Below are 17,475 nucleotides of genomic sequence, written 5' to 3'. Positions count from 1 at the left end.
TAGGAAGTGAAAAGGCTAGATGCGAGGGAGAATGGCGATCGAGAGTACCGTTATCGCCCTAAGTCGTGCATGGCGTTAATGATAGCAGCACAGCGGTGGGTTACAGTTTGTAACTCTTCTTTCTTCACGGCGCTGGGCGGCGCGATCGCGTCCCCAATCCGAACGGTGATGGGAACCGATCGCGGAATAGAAGAACCTTTAACCAAAATCTTCTCTGTCCCCCACAAACTCACCGGCAGCATCGGCGCTTGCAACTTCGCTGCGATTGTCGCCGCGCCTAATTTTGGTTCTGTAATCCTCCCATCCGGCGTGCGCGTCCCTTCCAAAAAAATCCCAACCGCCCAGCCCTCTTTTAATGCTGTCGTTGCCGCACGAATGGCGTTGCGATCGGCAGCACTTCGCTTCACCGGATACGCGCCGTACAATCGAATCGCTTGTTTCAATACCGGCACTTCAAACAACTCTTCTTTCGCCATAAACGCCACCGGACGACCGACGCAACTTGCCAGAAGGGGCGGATCGAAGTAACTCGCATGATTGCACGTTACCACCAACGGGCCTTCGTGCGGCACTTTTTCTGCTCCATAAATGCGTCCGCGAAAATAAGTATGAAGCATCGGACTGACCACCGACCATTTAAAGAGGCGGTAGAGAATTAAACTCGATCGCGGTTCCCGCTTGCGACTTTCTAAAGACATTTTGAATTTTAAAATCAAAGATTAAAGAATTATTATTCATTATTCACTATTCATTATTCACTTCTTCCGCCGTTGCGTTTGATAAATCATCACCGAGCGATCGATCCCCTTAAACTGCTTCTGACCGATCAACACAAATCGATCCCGCTTCCTCAAATTTCGATAGGTCGCCTCCGAAATGATACATTCTCCCGGCGCACAAACGCTCTCCATGCGAGCGGCAAGATTGACCGTCGCCCCCAAAACCGTGTAGTCCACTCGTTGAGCGCTCCCCACATCCCCAGCTACAGCGCGTCCGCTATTAATAGCAATACGCAACTGCAAGGGTTGCGGCCAAATTTGCTGGGCGTTGAGGCGATCGAGATGTTCCAACATTCCCATTGCCGCAGCCACAGCGCGATCGGCATGATCGCGTTGCGGTTCGGGCGCGCCAAAAAATGCCATGATACAATCGCCGATAAACTTATCCAGCGTGCCGCCCGTCCCAAAGACGAACTTCAGCATCTCTTCAAAAAAACGGTTGAGCAACTGAGAAATTTCCCCCGGACTTAACTGCTCGGAAAGCGCCGTAAACCCCACCAAATCGGCAAAAAGAATGCTGATATCTGCTTCCAAAGGTTCCAGACAGCCTCGTTCTAACGCTCCGGCTGCCATTAAATGTTGGACGACTGAGGGCGAATGATAGCGTTCGAGTTGATGGCGAATGCGCGCTTCATCTTTTAGTTTTTCTGTCAACCGCCAGCGTTGGATGCTATAAGCAACGAGGTTAGCTAAAGTCGAAAAGAAACTGAGTTCTTCATCGTCTGCCGATCCCGAACCCGTCAATGTCACGTTGCCATCTGCATACAATACGCCGACGACTTGATTGGCATCCCATAACGGCACGGCGAACGCGCCGCGAATACCTTTGGCAACAATGCTATTTTCGCCTTCAAAGCGTGCGTCGCTTTGAGCGTCCACTGTTTTAATGGCTACTTTTTCGTTAAAGACTTTCTCGCAAATCGTGCGGCCAATCCAGCCATTGGTATAAGTTGATTTTCCTTCGGGGAGTGCGTGGCGGGCGGCAACTTCAATCGCGCGTAAATGCCCGTCTCCTTTAACATCAACGAGCAAGGCTAGACGCTGAATGCTGGGCAACTCCTGAAACACGACCGCTTGAACCTGCGCGAAAATTGCTTCAATCGATTCGGCGGAGTTAAGGTTTTTAGCGATTTCGACGAGGTATTTGAGGCGAGAGATGGCTTGTTGGCTATCGCTGTAAGCATCGCCGCTTTGAGCGGCTTCAATCCATTCTTCGCGCAACTCCTCGGCGCTGCGCAAAATTGTTTGTCCGTCGTTAGAAAGTGGCCGTTGTCCTAAAGAAACATGGGTATTTTGGGGCAGATTGACAATTAAGATGGCATTCCCGATTTGAAGGAAGTCGTTGGGATACAATCTTTGCGGCGCTCTCAACGGTTGTTGGTTTAATAAGGTGCCGTTGGTGCTGCCGAGATCTTCAACGTGCCAGCGCTTTTCTTTGTCGCTCCAGACGCGGGTATGGTGGCGAGAAATTTCGGAGTAGGGCAAACACAAATCGCATTCTGGCAAACGACCGATAATAAATTCATCTTTTGCGACTTTAACTGTGCTTTCCGCTTGTCCCTCAATATGAATGCGCAGTTGTAACTCAGTCATGATAGGTAATCTCACAGGGGAGGTGTGCGAGGCGTGTCTTGCCAGATTTGGGTTAGAAAAGTCGGTTTTTGGGCAAAATGGTTCTTAAATGTCGCAGAGCAAGACTTTGAATGGCGTTAGGCTGTAAAAGGTTTATCGCGCTAGCTTTGGGGAGGTTTCGGGGATTCGGGCCAGGGCTGACCGAATTCAATCTTGGGTATGGTTAGGGGAGGGACTGCGGGGGGACTGGCAGGAACGGATGCGGGGAGGGAGATGATGGAGGGATAGAGAATCCAGCGATCGCTCGCGTTTTCACTGGCGATTTTTTGCAGTTGTACTTGTTGAGGGGATAAGGCGATCTCTGGGGTGAGTTCGAGAACGATGCGAGTGCCGCCTGCGGGGAGGGGGGAGAGGAGAATATGACGCACTGCACCGGGATAGCTGCGATCGCGATCGGCGGTATTGAGGGGAGTATCGGGCAGATCGATGACAATGCGCGGCGGGTCGGTTTCAATGTAGTAGGTTGGCACGCTTCCCGCTCCGAGATTGAGTTCGAGTTGATGGCTGCTCGGATCGAACTTCCAGTCGGTTAGGGCAGCGGCTCGGGCGTTCGGATAAAGCGCGATCGCGAGAATTGCTCCGGTTAGCATCCCTCCGACTTTGTGCCACTGCACCCTTGGGAATTTTAAGTTCTGTTGCCTCATGGCGATTTTAGCTTTCTCCTCACTCAACGATGGTAATTGTTGAATTTTTCTTATTGTGACACCCCGAACTTCATCGCGCGCCCCCGTCTTTCGATTAAACGCGGCTTGCTTCCTTTGCCAGTCTAACTTTTCTTCTCGTAAAGTGTAGTCTTTCTACAATCGCTCTCGGAAAGGTTGCGAGCCTATCTGAGGGATTGAGCCAAAACGTCTGGGCGATTTTTACGCAACTTCTACGAAAGTCGAGCCCAAAATTGAATAACTCAAACGCTAATTTTTAAATATATACTTAAATAATATTACTGAGTTAATTTTACCAAAAAAATCCGAGTGCGCGATTACTCGGATAAATAAGAAAGAATTAATTGTAAGAAGCGCGTTTATTCTCCCGTAATTGAGAGACCCTCAACCCAGATGCGCGGACAAACGCCGCCCGGAGTGATATCTGGCTCGGATTCCACGTAAATAATCGATTTCAACACCTCGCAAAAATCCCCGGCGACGGTAGCCGAATCGATGCTGGTGCGATCGCCCTTATTCACCAACCAACCATCAAACGGCAGCGAAAACGACCCTTGCAGCGGGCTTACTCCCGCGTGGAGTGCGCTCAAATCGTCGATGAGAATGACATTTTCCGCCGTTTCCAACGCATACTCGCGATCGCCCGCTTTACCGGGAAAAACATGGTAAAAATTCGGACTGACCGTTACCTTTGCCCCCGAATTGGCATTTCCCGTTGGTTGAGCGTTCATGCGCTTTGCCGTTCCCGCACTGTGGAGAAAATGAGTTAAAACCCCCTCCTCAATCAGCGGCGTGCGGCGCGTCGGCGTTCCTTCCCCATCGAAGGTTTCGCCCCCGACATTAGCCGAATGCAGCGCATCGTCGCAAACGGAAAGTAAAGGCGAAGCAATTACCTTCCCTAAAGATTCGGGAGTCGATAGGCTTTGATTGTCCAAAATACTTTGGGCATTAAACAAATTAGAAAACGCTCCGAGCAAACTTAAAAAAGCTTCCCCAGAAAAAACAACGCAATATTTGCCCGTTTTAATTTTCTGGTAATCGAGATGGCTAATCGTCTTGGCCGCAGTTTCTTGAATGCAGCCTTTAACATCGAGTTCGCCTAAGCTGGTGCTGACTTTATAACTGCCCGCACTGCGCGGTTTTTTCCCCTCTTGTTCGGCTTTGGCGTATAAATAAATGGAACTGTAGGAACAAGCTTCATCGCGCAGCGCGCCATCGCTGTTGAGATAGAAGCGATCGATGTTGCGTTGAGAAAGGCCGTTATAAGGAACGCTTTCAATGGCAGGATGAGCGGCAATTAGCTCGTTTTCCGCAGCGAGGAGGGTATCGATTAAGGTGGGGACTTCAGCAGGGGCGACGAGTTCGCGATCGATTTCCGCAGCCGGTGCAGTAGCTTCCGGGCTAAAATCGGGGGCGTGTTCGCTTACCCCAAAGGCACTCGCTTCGCTGGCGGTTTTGAGCGCGAGTTCTATCCCTTGCGGATCGACATCGGTGGTGGAGGTTACGCCCATTTTCGCTTCAGCGTTCCAGACTCGGACGATAACGCTAGAGCGATTCGAGGCTTTAACTTGTTTGGGTTCGCCGCGCTCGACTTCGACTCCAATCGAATCGCTAGAGGAACCGTAAATGTCGTATTTTTGAATGCCGAGTTTTTGGGCAATTTCTGCGGTGGTGTTGGCGAGTTCTCGAACTTGTACCATTATTCTTCTTCTGAATCGTCGTAGTAGAAAGGACGCACGCGGTTGGTATATCCAGCGGCTTTAAATTGCTTGAGTTGTAGGGGGGCGGGTTGATCTTCAGCAACGGTAACGCGGAACTCAAAATCGCTAATACCGGGTGGAACTTCGACTAAAGTCCCGACGCGCCCGCGATTTTGGAAGACGGGTTCGCCATTCTTTTAGAACTCGGAGCCTTCTTCAGTGCATCGTTACTGTGCTATCGCAACTGGCAGAGTCCCCAAATTGCGAGCGGCAGAAACGTTTGGTTGGGTATTGGTTTAGGGATGTTCTCCTTTTTTATCGGCAGTTGCGTTTACGGGATCTGGGAACTGTACTTCAAGCTCGAACCGGATGTTTCGCCCGCTGACTTCTTCTACATCGCCTTTTATTTCTCTCTGGGGTGGGGAATGATTTTAGCGGTTTTACCGCGACGGCTGAACTTAGAACTGCGGCAGTGGTTCGTCGTCGGTGGAATCGCGCTCGCGGGCATTCTCTTGGCCTTAACGATTACCTTCGCCCCCGTACCCGAGGAAACCGAAAGCGCATCGCCACCGCCCGTCAAAGTGGCTGCGGATAAAACCTCCACGCCATCCAAGAAAAACCAACCTGCGCCCAAACTCGAGCCGGAGGAACTCGAAAAAATCGAACGTCCTGCTTGGTTAGGCACAATGGACAAATTTCTCAGTCAATTTTCAGAACCCGTCAACCTTTTTTACGTGATTGCGGATATCTGCCTGCTTATCGTTGCAACCACCCTCCTCCTTGCATTTTGGGGCGGCAGATTTTCCCAATCTTGGCGAATGATTGCGGCGGCGACCTTTTGCCTGTACATTGCCGATATGTGGGGCAAATACGCTTACAAGTTTATCCCCAATTACGAAAGTGGAAATTTGCTCGAAGTTTTCTTCGTTTTTAGCGGGGTTCTCTTCGGCCTGGGTGCTGCTTTAGAATACGACGTATCCACCAGTCGTCACAATCGCGGCCGACGCAGACGGGGCGGTTAAACTCTAACGACTGACCGATTGAGGGATCTAGACAGTCTGCCTAAAATCCACAAATTTCGCTGTCGGACTATCTGCAATCCACGCCTCGCTAACCGAAAAGCAAGTGACTGAGAATATTCCACCTATCCCAATGCTCGCGCGCAGCGAACTGCGCCAACTGGTGCGGCAGCAACTAGAAATCCTTTTAGAACGGGGCAACCTGCAAGGAGCAAAGGATCTATTAGTTCCCGTACAACCTGTTGATATTGCTGAAGCAATTGAAGGATTAGAAGAGTCCCAACAAGCGATCGCGTTTCGCTTACTCTCTAAAGCAGAAGCGATCGAAGTTTACGAACATCTCGATTCTAGCGTTCAACAAAATCTTATTCAAAAATTCAAGCATCAAGAAGTTCTCGATATCGTCGATCAAATGTCTCCCGACGATCGCGCTAAACTTTTTGACGAACTCCCCGCTAAAGTCGTGCGGCGACTGCTGTCGCAACTGAGTCCCAAAGAACGCCAAATGACGGCTTTGTTGCTCGGTTACGAAGAGGACACCGCCGGACGGATTATGACTCCGGAGTATATCTCGCTTAAGGAGAGTCTAACCGTTACGCAAACCCTCGATCGCATTCGCAGTTTAGCCAATGCCTCTGAAGTCATCTACTACCTTTATGTCACGGATGCGGAGCGACGTTTAATCGGGATTGTTTCCCTGCGCGATTTAATCATTTCCGCCCCCGACAAAATACTTGCAGAAATTGCAACTCGCGAAACCGTTAGCGTCTTTACAAATACCGATCGAGAGGAAGTGGCACGCCTCATTCAACGCTACGATTTACTAGCTCTTCCCGTCGTCGATCGCGAGGAACGATTAGTGGGTGTTGTTACCGTTGACGACGTAATTGATATTATCGAACAAGAAGCAACCGAAGATATCTATGCCCTCGGCGGTTTGCAATCTGATGGGGATAATTACTTTCAAACTAATCTTCTCGCTGTCGCCCGCAAGCGAGTTGTATGGTTGTTCGTCTTGCTCGGTACGAATACCATTACCAGCGAAATTATCCGCTCTCAATCGGAATTGCTCGAAAAAGTCGTTGCCCTGGCTGCTTTTATTCCCCTGCTTACGGGGACGGGCGGTAATGTCGGCGCGCAGTCTTCTACTGTTGTCATTCGCGGTTTGAATACCGATGAAATTCGCGATTTAGGAGTCGCTAAAGTGATTCTCCGCGAAGCGATGGCAGGGCTATTATTAGGGATTTTATTGGGAACGGTAGCAACGATTTATTTCTCGTTTCAACAAGATTTCTTGGTTTGTTTGGCGGTCGGTTTGAGCTTGGTTGTGATTTCTCTGCTGGCTTCGGTGGCGGGTTCGTCGCTGCCGTTTTTGTTCCGTTCTTTGGGGTTAGATCCGGCGTTGATGTCGGCTCCGTTTATTACCACAGCAGTAGACGCGATCGGCGTTTTAATTTACTTTAACCTCGCGCGGTTAATTCTGGGACTTTAGCAAGCGATAATCGAGCGAGTTTTTTTGATTTGGATTCTTAGTTTCTCGATCGCAAGTTGGAGTTAACCGACTATTCGCAACATTTGATTTCCCCCTTTTTGGAACTCATACGCAACTGTATGAATTCCCCAACGATAGCCGCGTTTATCTAATTCCTGAAGAACGGGTTCGAGATAAGGAGAGGGTTCGCAGTCGAGCTTTAATAAAGGGAAAATTCGCACTTCCTCTGCAACTCGCAACAGTTCCAAAACAGAATTAAGATGAAATTCTAACGATAATTGTTCCGAATACAGAAACAATAAATGAGAACACAAACATAATTGAAAAGCACGCTCTGAAAACTCTAATACGGGCAAAGCTTGAAACAAGTAACGTCCTTCTTTTTTGCCCGATTCATAATCTAATAAAAAAGCTTCCATTGCCGCCAGTCGCGCTTTTCCTAACGCTTCTGCATTGCGAAAATTCTGCCAAACATAGCGTTTTTCATCTTGCTGGACTTGAGAAATAATGGGATCGTAGGTTTCGCAAACGCGCTGACGAATTTGTTCGGTAGAAAATTGATAAATTGGGTCGATAGAGATAACGGAATATCCCTTTTGTTTCATTTCAGCATTAAAACTAGCCGGCCCATCGCCGCAGCCCAAAATTTGGGTCTTTAGCTCGGCTTCTGAGAGCGAAAACATGGTTTGATACTCGCCTAACGTTCTGCCCCAAGGTACGACTTCATTCAGTTTCATCGGATTTTGACAAAATAACCCAAAACAGACTAATACCAATTCCCAATCGCAATGCACTAAATTTTGTGCTGTAGGGGCATAACAATGTTATGCCCTCTTCTGAAATCGTGCAAAATCAATGAGAATTGGTATAACTAAATATTGATTACCGATTGTAAGGGCGAAAAGCGATTCGCCCCTACATTTCTTTAGATTTTATCCCAAAATGGTAAGGCCCACCCGATCGCTAAAATTTTCATGAGAAGCGTAGCTTGCGCCCAGGAAAAACGCTACATCAGTCGGCAGATTAAAAATCACTCAAACTTAAGCAGGGTAGTTTTTTTATTGATTGGCTAAGCATCGCCAAGGCGCGCAAGGCTCAATCCAAACCATTGTTTTGGGTCCGTCCAGGTTTGTAACACTTCAAAGTTTCGTTTTTGCAATTCTTCTTGTATCAGATCGAGATTAAATTTACGAGAAATTTCGGTTAAAATACTTTCTCCTTTTTCAAAAGAAATAGTGAAATCGAGAGCATTTAAAGTAACGGTGCAAGCTTCTTTAAGATCGAGATACATTTCGATTTGGGCTTTGCTTTCGTTGTAGATAGCGCGATGTGAAAAAAGATCGAGGTTAAAGTTACCGTCGAAGCGCGCGTTGAGATGCGAGAGCATATTGAGGTTGAACGCTGCGGTTACGCCTTGGCTATCGTTATAAGCGGCTTCGAGAACGGATTTCGGTTTTTGTAAGTCGGTTCCAAGCAGGAAGTAATCGCCCGGTTCGAGAGCGCAGGAAATCTGCTCGAAGAAGCGATCGCACTCGGTTGGGGTAAAATTACCCAAGCTACTGCCCAGAAAGAACATCAGACGCGCGGGTAGGTGCGAAACTGGAAGATGCGCGATCGCTTCTTCATAAGTTCCGACTAAAGCTTGAATTTTTAGCATCGGATAATCGAGCAATAACTGCTGGGCGCTCAGTTCCAAAATACTGGCGCTTACGTCAATCGGAACGTAGTAAAGGGGATAGTTACAATCTCGGTACGCATCGAGCAAACGGCGCGTTTTGCTCGAACTCCCGCTCCCGAATTCGACTAATTCGCAAGCGCCTGTCAGCCGTGCAATTTCGGGGGAAATTTGCTGTAAAATTGCTGCTTCCGTGCGCGTCGGGTAGTATTCAGGCAGTTCGCAAATTTGCTCGAATAACTGGGAACCGCGCTCGTCGTAGAAGTAGCGGGGCGGGAGCGATTTTGGCGAGCGTATCAAGCCTGCAATAACGTCTTTACCGTCGTCGGGGGCGGTGGAAAACGCTAGATGTTTGACGCGCAGGCGATCGCCGTAGATGCTAAAATTTCCCTCAATTGTTGCAGAAGGCGTTGACATAATAACTTGTGTGTGGTTAGCGATAAAGGAAATTATCCCCGGTGTGAGACGGGCATAACTTTCCCTACCATAAAAGACGATCGGGCAATCTGAAAAGGGGCGATTCCTTTCTGCCTCGACTATTGCTTACCCTCAATGAATTTACTCCTAATAAAAAAAGGATACGCGAGTCCCTGTTCGCGGACGCGATCGCATCCTCAAGGTATGATAGTCCCTTTTGTACAACCCTGTAGAGACGTTGTATACAACGTCTCTACGAGTATTTTTACATTTCAAAGTTTATCGGATTATCCTTACTTTCCGACCAGTTAGCAGGATTATTGACAATGTAGTTTTGTATGTTTTCTAAATCGCGTTCGCTGCGAATAATGCTTTCATAAAATCTGGGCTGCCACGCAAAATTACTATAGCCGTTCTCACGATAAGAATGACTTACGGCTGCTTTGTAAGAGCGCATAATGACACTGAGAGAACCCGCTTTTGGAGATAATTTCGACATTTTCTGGTAAAAATCGTCTTCAGTAAGATCGGCAGAGATTTCGGTAGGGACGTTATATATAACGTCCCTACCACTGTTATCTGGGCGATCGATAATCACAATTCCGTGGATATGATTGGGCATAAGAACATAAGCGTCAAGGCTGGTATAACGAGAATGTTGAGGAATTTCTTGCCAAAAAGCCCGAGCTATTTTACCGATCGCGGATAACTCCATTTTACAATCCACAATATCCCCAAAATAACAAACGCGATCGCGCGTACAAATCGTGACGAAATACCAGCCATTATTTCGGTAATCCCAATTCTGCAACCGAATCGTTTTTGTCATGGCGCACTAAATTCAAAGCATCATAGCAACGTTGTATCTGTAGAGACGTTGTATACAACGTCTCTACAGGAGGAATAACCCGACTCGAATAGTTCAGCAGATATCAAACGCCCTTGAGGTTTTGGAATTTTTCGTCCTAACTCTTTTGCCGTTTCTATCCATTCTTGCATGATAATTTCTACATTCTGTAAAGCTTCTCGATCGGTGTCCCCATCAGCAGCACAACCTGGCAACTCTGGGACTTCTGCAATGTAAGCACTATCTTCTAGGCTCCAATAGAGAATGATTTCATAATGAAGTTTCATTTCCGAAATCTGAGGTTTAACGTATTGTTCTCGACGGCAAAGGAATCGTTTTTTTGTCACTTCTATAAACCGTTTCTATCCATAACTCTCTGGCTTCATTAATATTTTCAATTGCTTCTTCAAGACTATCGCCTTGTGCAAGACATCCAGGTAAATCGGGAATTGTAACGGTATATCCTCCATCCTCTTCAGGATAAAGGGACATTGGATACTTTAACGACAGGTAAAATTCTAAGGGTTTGCGTTTAACTTCTTTACTCTGAGTCATCTTGCCAATTCTCTAAATCTAATAAGCGAACGACTTCTATCACATATGTTCTTTTGACTTTTTTACCTCCCTTTTTAGGAATAATAATTACATCTCCTACCTCATTTTCAAAAGCGTGATGACTACCTTTAGAACGAGCTTCCCAATATCCAAAAGCTTCTAAGAGATAGCGCACTTCATCAAAACGGACTTCTGGAGGATAGGTGAGAAATTTGGCGATAAGTTTACTGAGCTTGCCCATAACATTCTAACAATCTAAACAAAGAGAGACGCACCCGGGCGCGTCTCTCTTTGTATCTTAACTATGACTAAAGTTTACTCAATCCCCTCAATTCGGTCTTCCACCTCCTGATACAACTCGCGCAAACGGTCTAAATTACTCTCAGAAGTCTCCCAGTAACCGCGTCCGTTCACTTCCAATAACGTCCCAACCATTTTGCGGAAGGAATTTGGATTCAAATCCATCAACCGCTTGCACATTTCCGGGTCGTTGATGAAGGTGGTATTCACGTCTTCATACACCCAATTATCAACCGCGCCCGCTGTTGCCGACCAACCCATCGTATTCACCAAGCGCTTGGACAATTCGCGAACGCCTTCGTAACCGTGACTCAGCATTCCTTCGTACCACTTGGGATTGAGCATTTTGGTGCGCGCATCCAGGCGGACGGTTTCAGAGAGGGTGCGGACTTGGGCGTTGGCGGTGGTGGTGTCGGCGATGTAGGCGACGGGCTGTTTGCCGTCGTTGCGCAGGGTGGCGACGACCTTAGTTGGGTCGGAGTCGAAGTAGTGAGAGACATCGGTAAGGCTGATTTCCGAGGAGTCGAGGTTTTGGAAGGTGACTTCTGCGGTTTTCAGCGCGGCTTCAAAGACTTGGCGGTTGTCGTCCATGATGCCGGGGTTGTCGGAGTTGAAGGCGAAGGATTTCCGTTTCAGGTACATCTCTTGCAATTCCGATTCGTTTTCCCAGGTGCTATTCTCCACAGCGAGGTTGACGTTGGAGGAGTAAGAACCGGAGGCGTTGGAGAAGACGCGAGTGGCGGCTTGGCGCAGTCCGATACCGAGTTCTTCGGCTTGTTGCAGGGCGTGTTTGCGAACGAAGTTCATCTCTAAGGGTTCCTCGGCTTCGGCTGCCATTTTCACGGCTTTGTCGAGGAGGTTCATTTGGTTGATGAACAGGTCGCGGAATACTCCCGAACAGTTGACGACGACATCGATGCGGGGACGACCGAGTTCTTCGAGGGGAATCAGTTCGACTTTATTAACGCGCCCTAATGCGTCGGGGACGGGTTTTGCGCCGACCATCCACAGGACTTGGGCGAGGGATTCGCCGTAGGTTTTGATGTTGTCGGTTCCCCACAGTACGAGGGCGATGCTTTCGGGATAGTTCCCGCCGTTGTCGAGACGTTGCCGTTCTAACAGGCGATCGACAACGATTTTAGCGGATTTGACTGCCGCGAGGGTGGGAATCGATTGGGGGTCGAGGGCGTGGATGTTTTTGCCGGTGGGTAGAACGGCGGGGTTGCGGATGGGGTCGCCGCCGGGGCCGGGTAGGACGTATTCGCCTTCGAGGGCTTGCAGGAGTCCGCCGAGTTCGTTGTCAGCGCAGACTTGTTCGAGGCAGAATTCGAGGTATTCAAACAGGGGTTTGATTTCGTCGGCGTTGACTTTGTTGTATCCGGCTTGGTGGAGGCTTTCAATCCAAGGGACTTTCTTCAACATATTGAAGAAGTTGAGGCCGGTGACTTTGGAGATGCGCCCCTGGGCATCGGTTTGTTCTTTGACGAGGGCAGCGACGGCGGCACGGGTTGCCATCGTGATGTTTTGCAGCAATTCTACGTCGGCGAGGATGCCGCGATCGCTGTTGCGATAAATTTCCTCAATCTCCCGTCCCAAACTCTCGGCGATAATCCGTTGCAGGCTCTTAATTCCCTCATCTTCGCGGTCGAGACTGGCGATGTTGACTAAGGTAGCGACGGCTTCTTCTGCGGTGGGCGGTTTGCCGATGACGTGCAAGCCGCAAGGTAAAAGGCGCGATTCGATTTCCATTAACTTGCGATACACCGAACCGACGACATTATCCCAATCTTCCCGCGATTCGGGATTTTCAACTTTGGTTTTCAGCGCCTCGGCATCCAGCAATTCGGGGATATCTTTATCGAGGTTAAGCATGATGCTCTTGTCGATAATCGTCAATACGATTTGCGCGCCGCGTCCGGTATCTTTCAGGGTTTGGTAGGAGGCGATGAGTTCGCTGAGTTCTTTCAACCCTTTATATAACCCGGCATTTTCGGCGGGCGGCGTGAGGTAGGAAATCGTTTCGGCGTAGCTGCGACGCTTGGCGATGGTGGCTTCGGAAGGGTTATTAGCGGCGTAGTAATAGAGGTTGGGAATGGTACCGATTAAACTATCGGGGTAGCATTCGTCGCTCATCCCCATTTGTTTCCCGGGCATAAACTCGAGGGAACCGTGAGTGCCGAAGTGAAGGACGGCATCAGCTTTCCAGACTTCGCTGAGGTAGGTGTAGTAGGCAGCGAAACCGTGGTGGGGCGAGGCGGAGCGGGAGAATAGGAGCCGCATCGGGTCGCCTTCGTAGCCGAAGGTGGGTTGTACGCCGATAAAGAGGTTGCCGAAGTGTTTGCCGTAAACCAGGAGGTTTTCGCCGTCGGTGTTGAGGTGTCCGGGAGGGTTGCCCCAGTTTTCGTTCAGGCGCTCGTAGTAAGGGGTGAGGCGCTCGTATTCCATCACCGACATTTTGTAGGCGATGTTGAGTTCGGGGGTTGCGTATTGGGCTTGCGCGTCGTGGATGACGGCTTCCATGAGGGCGCTGGGGGAGTCGGGCAGGCCTTGGATGTCGTAGCCGTTGTTTTGTAGGGCGCGCATCACTTCGTAAATGGATCCGAAGACATCGAGGTAAGCGGCGGTGCCGACGTTACCTTTGTCGGGGGGGAAGCTGAAGACGGTGATGGCGACTTTTTTGTCGAGTTTGGGTTTTTTGCGGAGGTTCGCCCATTTCATGGCGCGTTGCGCGATCGCTTCGATACGATCTTGCAATGCGATCGCGCGTCCCGTGTTACCATCGCGTCCGGAGAGGATAATCGGTTCGATCGCACCATCCAATTCCGGAATCGCAATTTGCAGCGCGACTTGAATCGGATGCAAGCCTAAATCGCTCTTTTCCCATTCTTCGGTGGTTTGGAACACCAAGGGCAAAGCGACCATATAGGGTCGGTTGAGGCGCTTTAAGGATTCAATCGCTTTCGGGTGGTCTTGCCGCGCGGGACCGCCGACGAGGGCGAATCCGGTTAAAGAAACCATTACATCGACGGCAGCAGCGTTAGAATCAGTCCAAAAATATTCATCGACGGGTTTGGAGAAGTCTAAACCGCCGGAGAATACGGCAATGACGCGCGCGCCCATTGCTTCGAGTTCTTGCACCATTGCCACGTAATGAGCATCGTCGCCGGTGACGAGGTGGGTGCGTTGCAAGACTAAGCCGACGCAGGGGGCGAGGGGGTCGCGAATATCGGCGGAGATGTCGTCGCGGTTGTTAAACCACTGCCAATATTCTTTCGCATCTTCAAACATCTTTGGCGCGAGGGGATGCCAAATGCCCATATCGGGATAGACGACGGGTTCGGCGTAATCTTGGCTGTGAAGATTGCTGTCTTTGAAGACATATTTATCGGCTAACATCAAGAGCATATTCTCGATGTTGTCGGGGGAACCGCCCAGCCAGTATTGAAAGCTCATCATGAAGTGACGGGCATCCTGCGCCTTGTCGATGGGCATATATTTCAGGACTTTGGGCAGGGTGCGCAGGAGTTTGAGCATACTGTCTTCAAAGGAAGAACCGTTCTTTTCCTTGCGTTTGCGCATGAATTGTGCGATCGCACTTTTGCTTTGCCCTAAGTTCTCCATCGTGAAGCGTCCCATCTTGTTCAGGCGCATCACCTTGGGTAACGAGGGGAAAACGACGGCAACATCAAGGGAGTCCCGGTAAGGTTCCACCGCAGCGACGACTTTATCGGCGAGATCTTCGATGAAGACGAGCGAGGCGATGAAGATGTTTGCCTCTGCCATGTCTCGCTTGAAGTTTTCGTAGTTTTCCGGGTCGCGCAGTTCTTCGATTAAGTAACCGCTCACTTCAATCGCGAGGTTCGGATTTTTGTCGTTAATCTCTCGGACGGCTGCCGATAGCGTGCTTTGGTACTGAGACTCCAACACGACATAGACCACCTTCATGAGCGAACGATTGTTCAGTTCTGCGGGTGCAATGCTGCGAATGGTGGACTTGACGTGAGTGAACATAAAGATGCTTCTCCTTAACTGGGCGTTACTTTAGGGGACAGGCTCGTCAGTCCATTATCCAATTCAAGGGGCAGTTGCCAAACTCGCGATCGGATGATAACGGACGGGGGATTAACATTAGCTTTTTGTAACAAAAAACGTCACCCCAATTTCGCCAAACCCCCCAATTTGACACAATTTGATATAAATCTGTAACGAATAATTTACATTTTTGCGAGTATCTACAGCAAGAACCCTTAACAAAATTCAAACAATTATAGTCTTGACAAATTTTCTTTAATATCCAGTGGAAGCCTTGCGGGATGGTGTTCGGGGAGAAGGTGGGGCGATACCGAGCAGCAAGATTGGGAGAATTGCGATCGCGCGATCGAGTTCGTGCTTTAAAAATAGTTAAAATTCAGTTAGCCTCTATATCAAATTTTGGTTACGAGGTCAAGGGTAAGAGGATAAGTGGGTGGAACGATGAGATTATTTAGCTGAAAATACGCTCGCGATCGCGAACAATCTTAAACTTATACCAATTCAAAATTAAAAATGAAGAAACCTAGATATATTATAGGTTTCAGCATCAAGATGTGTCGTCCAAACTCGGAGAATTGGTATTAAAATCGAATCTAAGGTGAAAGATTCGCTACTGGCTGTAATTGGTGCAAGGTCGGGCATAGCAGCACTATCCCCGACTCAAGACACGAAGCGCGAGCGGTAGAGGCGTTATCCTAACTGTTCCCCAAACAAAATGACATGGGGGGCGGCGGGGAGCAAACGCCGCAATACGGCGAGATAGGCTTCAGCTTCAGGACGGCGACGGAAGCGAGCGACGACGATGCGCTGCATTTCGGGTAATTGCCGCACGATACACCACGGTTGAAGTTGTTCGCGATAAGTCGGTTGTGTTGGTATCATAGAGCTATTCTTTCCACGTTTTGTGGATGGTTAAAGAACGGCAGTCGCCCTTGATTTCTGAGGTCGGAGGGCGATTGCTTGTTTGAATAAAAATATTAAAAGCCATGCTCATGGCTTTTGTCAAGCATAAGATGGGAGCGATTCGGTTAAGGGTGAAAGAACTGGCAGAGGAGAAGGGCTGGACGCTCAAAGAAGTGTCCGAGCGATCGGGAATTCCTTACAGTACAGTTAAAAAATACGCCCAAGTTTCTCGTCTAGCGACGGTAGATTATACGGCACTTCAGAAACTCGCTCGCCTTTTTGATGTTGCGATTGAAGAAGTCGTCGAAGTTTTGGAAGAGTGATGTCTTACTTGTGCTTTGTCAAGTCTTCAAAGATGGGCGCGATTCGGTTAAGGGTAAAAGAACTGGCAGAAGAGAAGGGTTGGACGCTCAAAGAAGTGTCCGAGCGATCGGGAATTCCTTACAGTACAGTTAAAAATTATTCGCGTTCTTCTCGGCTTTCGACAGTAGACTATACAGCGCTTCAGAAATTCGCTCGCCTTTTTGATGTTGCGATTGAAGAAGTTGTTGAAGTGTTAGAAGAGTAAGAGCGAAAACTTTTCGTCCATTTAATTTTGCTCAGTTATAGCGCTACTTCCTTAAGAGTACACAACTCTAAAAGCCGAATGCTATGGCTGGTGAGCGATGCCTACCTTACCCAATGTCTTAAACTATTTGCGTAGCGCTATACCTGCAACAGCGTTAGAGTAAAATAAGGAAGGATTTACACTTATAAGGAAAGACGGATCGTGACGCTACGCGAAACCACTATTAGGAAGCTCCATCAACTCCCAGAATCATTTTTACAAGAAGTCAGCGATTTTATTGATTCTTTACGAAATCGACAGCCTAATAATTCAGTTCTTCACCAAAATCAAGATCGAGTTAAAGAAACCTGGATAAAATACTTTGAATCAGTAGACAAAATTGAAATCTCTTCGCCAAGCTCGGCGATAAGTTACGGTCAATTGGTGCTGGATAAGTATCGAGGAAAAGGCTTAGAGCTATGATTCTGTGCGATGCGTGTTTTATTTTGTCTGGTCGATCGCACTCAGCCTAAGCATGAAGCCTACAAAAGCAAAATACTAACGCTGAGTTCTCCCTTAATAACAACCTGGGCTTGTTTGACTGAAGCCATGTATCTTGCGCTGCATCGTGGGGGATGGGTGTTGCAAAATGAGTTAGGAAAACTGTTACTGAACGGATTACTAAGTATTTACGAAATTCAAAACAGCGATTATAATCGCTTGTTTGAGTTAATGGAAAAATATCGCGATCGCCCGATGGATTTAGCCGATGCGACGTTAGTTTTAGCAGCAGAAAAAACTGGATATCGTAAAATTCTGACAATAGATTCGGATTTCTTCTTCTATTTAATTGGCGATCGCGACACTTTTGATATTATTCCAGTGTAGTTAATTTTGTTGGTTACTGATTTCGTT

General features: G+C 48.4%; 17 protein-coding genes. 5 read left to right on the top strand and 12 right to left on the bottom strand.

Features of this window, described 5'->3' with window-relative positions; translation table 11 throughout:
- Positions 1-50 precede the first annotated feature (50 nt).
- From H6G50_RS14015 to H6G50_RS14000, 4 genes are all read right to left on the bottom strand, one after another.
- Positions 51-698 carry a lysophospholipid acyltransferase family protein gene (locus H6G50_RS14015; RefSeq protein ID WP_190717284.1) on the bottom strand — a complete coding sequence of 216 codons (648 nt, stop codon included), beginning with the start codon at positions 696-698 and terminating at the stop codon, positions 51-53.
- 57 nt (positions 699-755) lie between these two features.
- Positions 756-2,372 carry an adenylate/guanylate cyclase domain-containing protein gene (locus H6G50_RS14010; protein WP_190717282.1) on the bottom strand — a complete coding sequence of 539 codons (1,617 nt, stop codon included), beginning with the start codon at positions 2,370-2,372 and terminating at the stop codon, positions 756-758.
- A gap of 140 nt (positions 2,373-2,512) precedes the next feature.
- The gene (locus tag H6G50_RS14005) at positions 2,513-3,055 is read right to left on the bottom strand and encodes an AMIN domain-containing protein (RefSeq protein ID WP_190717280.1); all 543 of its coding nucleotides are present in this window, start codon (positions 3,053-3,055) and stop codon (positions 2,513-2,515) included.
- Between the two features lie 377 nt (positions 3,056-3,432).
- The gene (locus H6G50_RS14000) at positions 3,433-4,773 is read right to left on the bottom strand and encodes a TldD/PmbA family protein (RefSeq protein ID WP_190717278.1); all 1,341 of its coding nucleotides are present in this window, start codon (positions 4,771-4,773) and stop codon (positions 3,433-3,435) included.
- Positions 4,774-4,946: 173 nt separating this feature from the next.
- Between H6G50_RS14000 and H6G50_RS13995 the strand changes: the two genes are divergently transcribed.
- Together H6G50_RS13995 and mgtE are read left to right on the top strand one after the other, a co-directional pair.
- Complete coding sequence (locus tag H6G50_RS13995; protein WP_190717277.1) at positions 4,947-5,795, top strand: hypothetical protein; 849 nt, start codon at positions 4,947-4,949, stop codon at positions 5,793-5,795.
- Between the two features lie 130 nt (positions 5,796-5,925).
- A complete protein-coding gene (gene mgtE / locus H6G50_RS13990) occupies positions 5,926-7,284 on the top strand; it encodes a magnesium transporter (RefSeq protein WP_190717275.1) in 1,359 nt (452 codons plus the stop codon).
- A gap of 62 nt (positions 7,285-7,346) precedes the next feature.
- Here the strand turns inward: mgtE and H6G50_RS13985 are convergent, their stop codons facing one another.
- The 8 genes from H6G50_RS13985 to H6G50_RS13950 form a co-directional block, all read right to left on the bottom strand.
- On the bottom strand, positions 7,347-8,021 hold the full coding sequence (locus H6G50_RS13985) for an SAM-dependent methyltransferase (protein ID WP_190717273.1): 675 nt from the start codon (positions 8,019-8,021) through the stop codon (positions 7,347-7,349).
- A 332-nt stretch (positions 8,022-8,353) separates the two neighbouring features.
- Positions 8,354-9,376 (bottom strand): L-histidine N(alpha)-methyltransferase, encoded by a 1,023-nt coding sequence (gene egtD / locus H6G50_RS13980; protein WP_190717271.1) that lies wholly within the window; start codon positions 9,374-9,376, stop codon positions 8,354-8,356.
- Positions 9,377-9,641: 265 nt separating this feature from the next.
- Positions 9,642-10,205 carry a transposase gene (locus H6G50_RS13975; protein ID WP_190717269.1) on the bottom strand — a complete coding sequence of 188 codons (564 nt, stop codon included), beginning with the start codon at positions 10,203-10,205 and terminating at the stop codon, positions 9,642-9,644.
- Between the two features lie 20 nt (positions 10,206-10,225).
- A complete protein-coding gene (locus H6G50_RS13970) occupies positions 10,226-10,510 on the bottom strand; it encodes a type II toxin-antitoxin system HicB family antitoxin (protein ID WP_190717267.1) in 285 nt (94 codons plus the stop codon).
- 16 nt (positions 10,511-10,526) lie between these two features.
- A complete protein-coding gene (locus tag H6G50_RS13965; protein ID WP_190717265.1) occupies positions 10,527-10,778 on the bottom strand; it encodes a type II toxin-antitoxin system HicB family antitoxin in 252 nt (83 codons plus the stop codon).
- Positions 10,765-11,019 (bottom strand): type II toxin-antitoxin system HicA family toxin, encoded by a 255-nt coding sequence (locus H6G50_RS13960; RefSeq protein ID WP_190717263.1) that lies wholly within the window; start codon positions 11,017-11,019, stop codon positions 10,765-10,767. Before H6G50_RS13960 ends, H6G50_RS13965 begins: the two co-directional genes overlap by 14 nt.
- Positions 11,020-11,093: 74 nt before the next feature.
- Positions 11,094-15,089 (bottom strand): magnesium chelatase subunit H, encoded by a 3,996-nt coding sequence (locus H6G50_RS13955; RefSeq protein WP_190717261.1) that lies wholly within the window; start codon positions 15,087-15,089, stop codon positions 11,094-11,096.
- Positions 15,090-15,800: 711 nt separating this feature from the next.
- Positions 15,801-15,992 carry a hypothetical protein gene (locus tag H6G50_RS13950; RefSeq protein ID WP_190717258.1) on the bottom strand — a complete coding sequence of 64 codons (192 nt, stop codon included), beginning with the start codon at positions 15,990-15,992 and terminating at the stop codon, positions 15,801-15,803.
- Between the two features lie 131 nt (positions 15,993-16,123).
- Between H6G50_RS13950 and H6G50_RS13945 the strand changes: the two genes are divergently transcribed.
- From H6G50_RS13945 to H6G50_RS13935, 3 genes are all read left to right on the top strand, one after another.
- Positions 16,124-16,336: a helix-turn-helix transcriptional regulator gene (locus tag H6G50_RS13945; protein WP_190717428.1), complete on the top strand. Its 213-nt coding sequence runs from the start codon at positions 16,124-16,126 to the stop codon at positions 16,334-16,336.
- 32 nt (positions 16,337-16,368) lie between these two features.
- Positions 16,369-16,581 carry a helix-turn-helix transcriptional regulator gene (locus tag H6G50_RS13940; RefSeq protein ID WP_190717426.1) on the top strand — a complete coding sequence of 71 codons (213 nt, stop codon included), beginning with the start codon at positions 16,369-16,371 and terminating at the stop codon, positions 16,579-16,581.
- A 471-nt stretch (positions 16,582-17,052) separates the two neighbouring features.
- The gene (locus H6G50_RS13935; protein ID WP_190717257.1) at positions 17,053-17,448 is read left to right on the top strand and encodes a PIN domain-containing protein; all 396 of its coding nucleotides are present in this window, start codon (positions 17,053-17,055) and stop codon (positions 17,446-17,448) included.
- The last annotated feature ends 27 nt before the right edge of the window (positions 17,449-17,475 follow it).

The sequence above is a fragment of the Oscillatoria sp. FACHB-1406 genome, from assembly GCF_014698145.1.
Taxonomy (GTDB): Bacteria; Cyanobacteriota; Cyanobacteriia; order Cyanobacteriales; family Spirulinaceae; genus FACHB-1406.
This window is presented reverse-complemented; position numbering and strand designations above follow the sequence as displayed.

Bases quoted from the DNA above. Each gene is read 5' to 3' on its own strand.
- H6G50_RS13970 (WP_190717267.1), bottom strand. From the start codon at position 10,510: ATGAAACTTCATTATGAAATCATTCTCTATTGGAGCCTAGAAGATAGT.
- H6G50_RS14000 (WP_190717278.1), bottom strand. From the start codon at position 4,773: ATGGTACAAGTTCGAGAACTCGCCAACACCACCGCAGAAATTGCCCAA.
- H6G50_RS14010 (WP_190717282.1), bottom strand. From the start codon at position 2,372: ATGACTGAGTTACAACTGCGCATTCATATTGAGGGACAAGCGGAAAGC.
- H6G50_RS13965 (WP_190717265.1), bottom strand. From the start codon at position 10,778: ATGACTCAGAGTAAAGAAGTTAAACGCAAACCCTTAGAATTTTACCTG.
- H6G50_RS13985 (WP_190717273.1), bottom strand. From the start codon at position 8,021: ATGAAACTGAATGAAGTCGTACCTTGGGGCAGAACGTTAGGCGAGTAT.
- H6G50_RS13960 (WP_190717263.1), bottom strand. From the start codon at position 11,019: ATGGGCAAGCTCAGTAAACTTATCGCCAAATTTCTCACCTATCCTCCA.
- egtD (WP_190717271.1), bottom strand. From the start codon at position 9,376: ATGTCAACGCCTTCTGCAACAATTGAGGGAAATTTTAGCATCTACGGC.
- H6G50_RS13945 (WP_190717428.1), top strand. From the start codon at position 16,124: ATGGGAGCGATTCGGTTAAGGGTGAAAGAACTGGCAGAGGAGAAGGGC.
- H6G50_RS13940 (WP_190717426.1), top strand. From the start codon at position 16,369: ATGGGCGCGATTCGGTTAAGGGTAAAAGAACTGGCAGAAGAGAAGGGT.
- H6G50_RS13950 (WP_190717258.1), bottom strand. From the start codon at position 15,992: ATGATACCAACACAACCGACTTATCGCGAACAACTTCAACCGTGGTGT.
- H6G50_RS14015 (WP_190717284.1), bottom strand. From the start codon at position 698: ATGTCTTTAGAAAGTCGCAAGCGGGAACCGCGATCGAGTTTAATTCTC.
- H6G50_RS13935 (WP_190717257.1), top strand. From the start codon at position 17,053: ATGCGTGTTTTATTTTGTCTGGTCGATCGCACTCAGCCTAAGCATGAA.
- H6G50_RS13975 (WP_190717269.1), bottom strand. From the start codon at position 10,205: ATGACAAAAACGATTCGGTTGCAGAATTGGGATTACCGAAATAATGGC.
- H6G50_RS13955 (WP_190717261.1), bottom strand. From the start codon at position 15,089: ATGTTCACTCACGTCAAGTCCACCATTCGCAGCATTGCACCCGCAGAA.
- H6G50_RS14005 (WP_190717280.1), bottom strand. From the start codon at position 3,055: ATGAGGCAACAGAACTTAAAATTCCCAAGGGTGCAGTGGCACAAAGTC.
- mgtE (WP_190717275.1), top strand. From the start codon at position 5,926: ATGCTCGCGCGCAGCGAACTGCGCCAACTGGTGCGGCAGCAACTAGAA.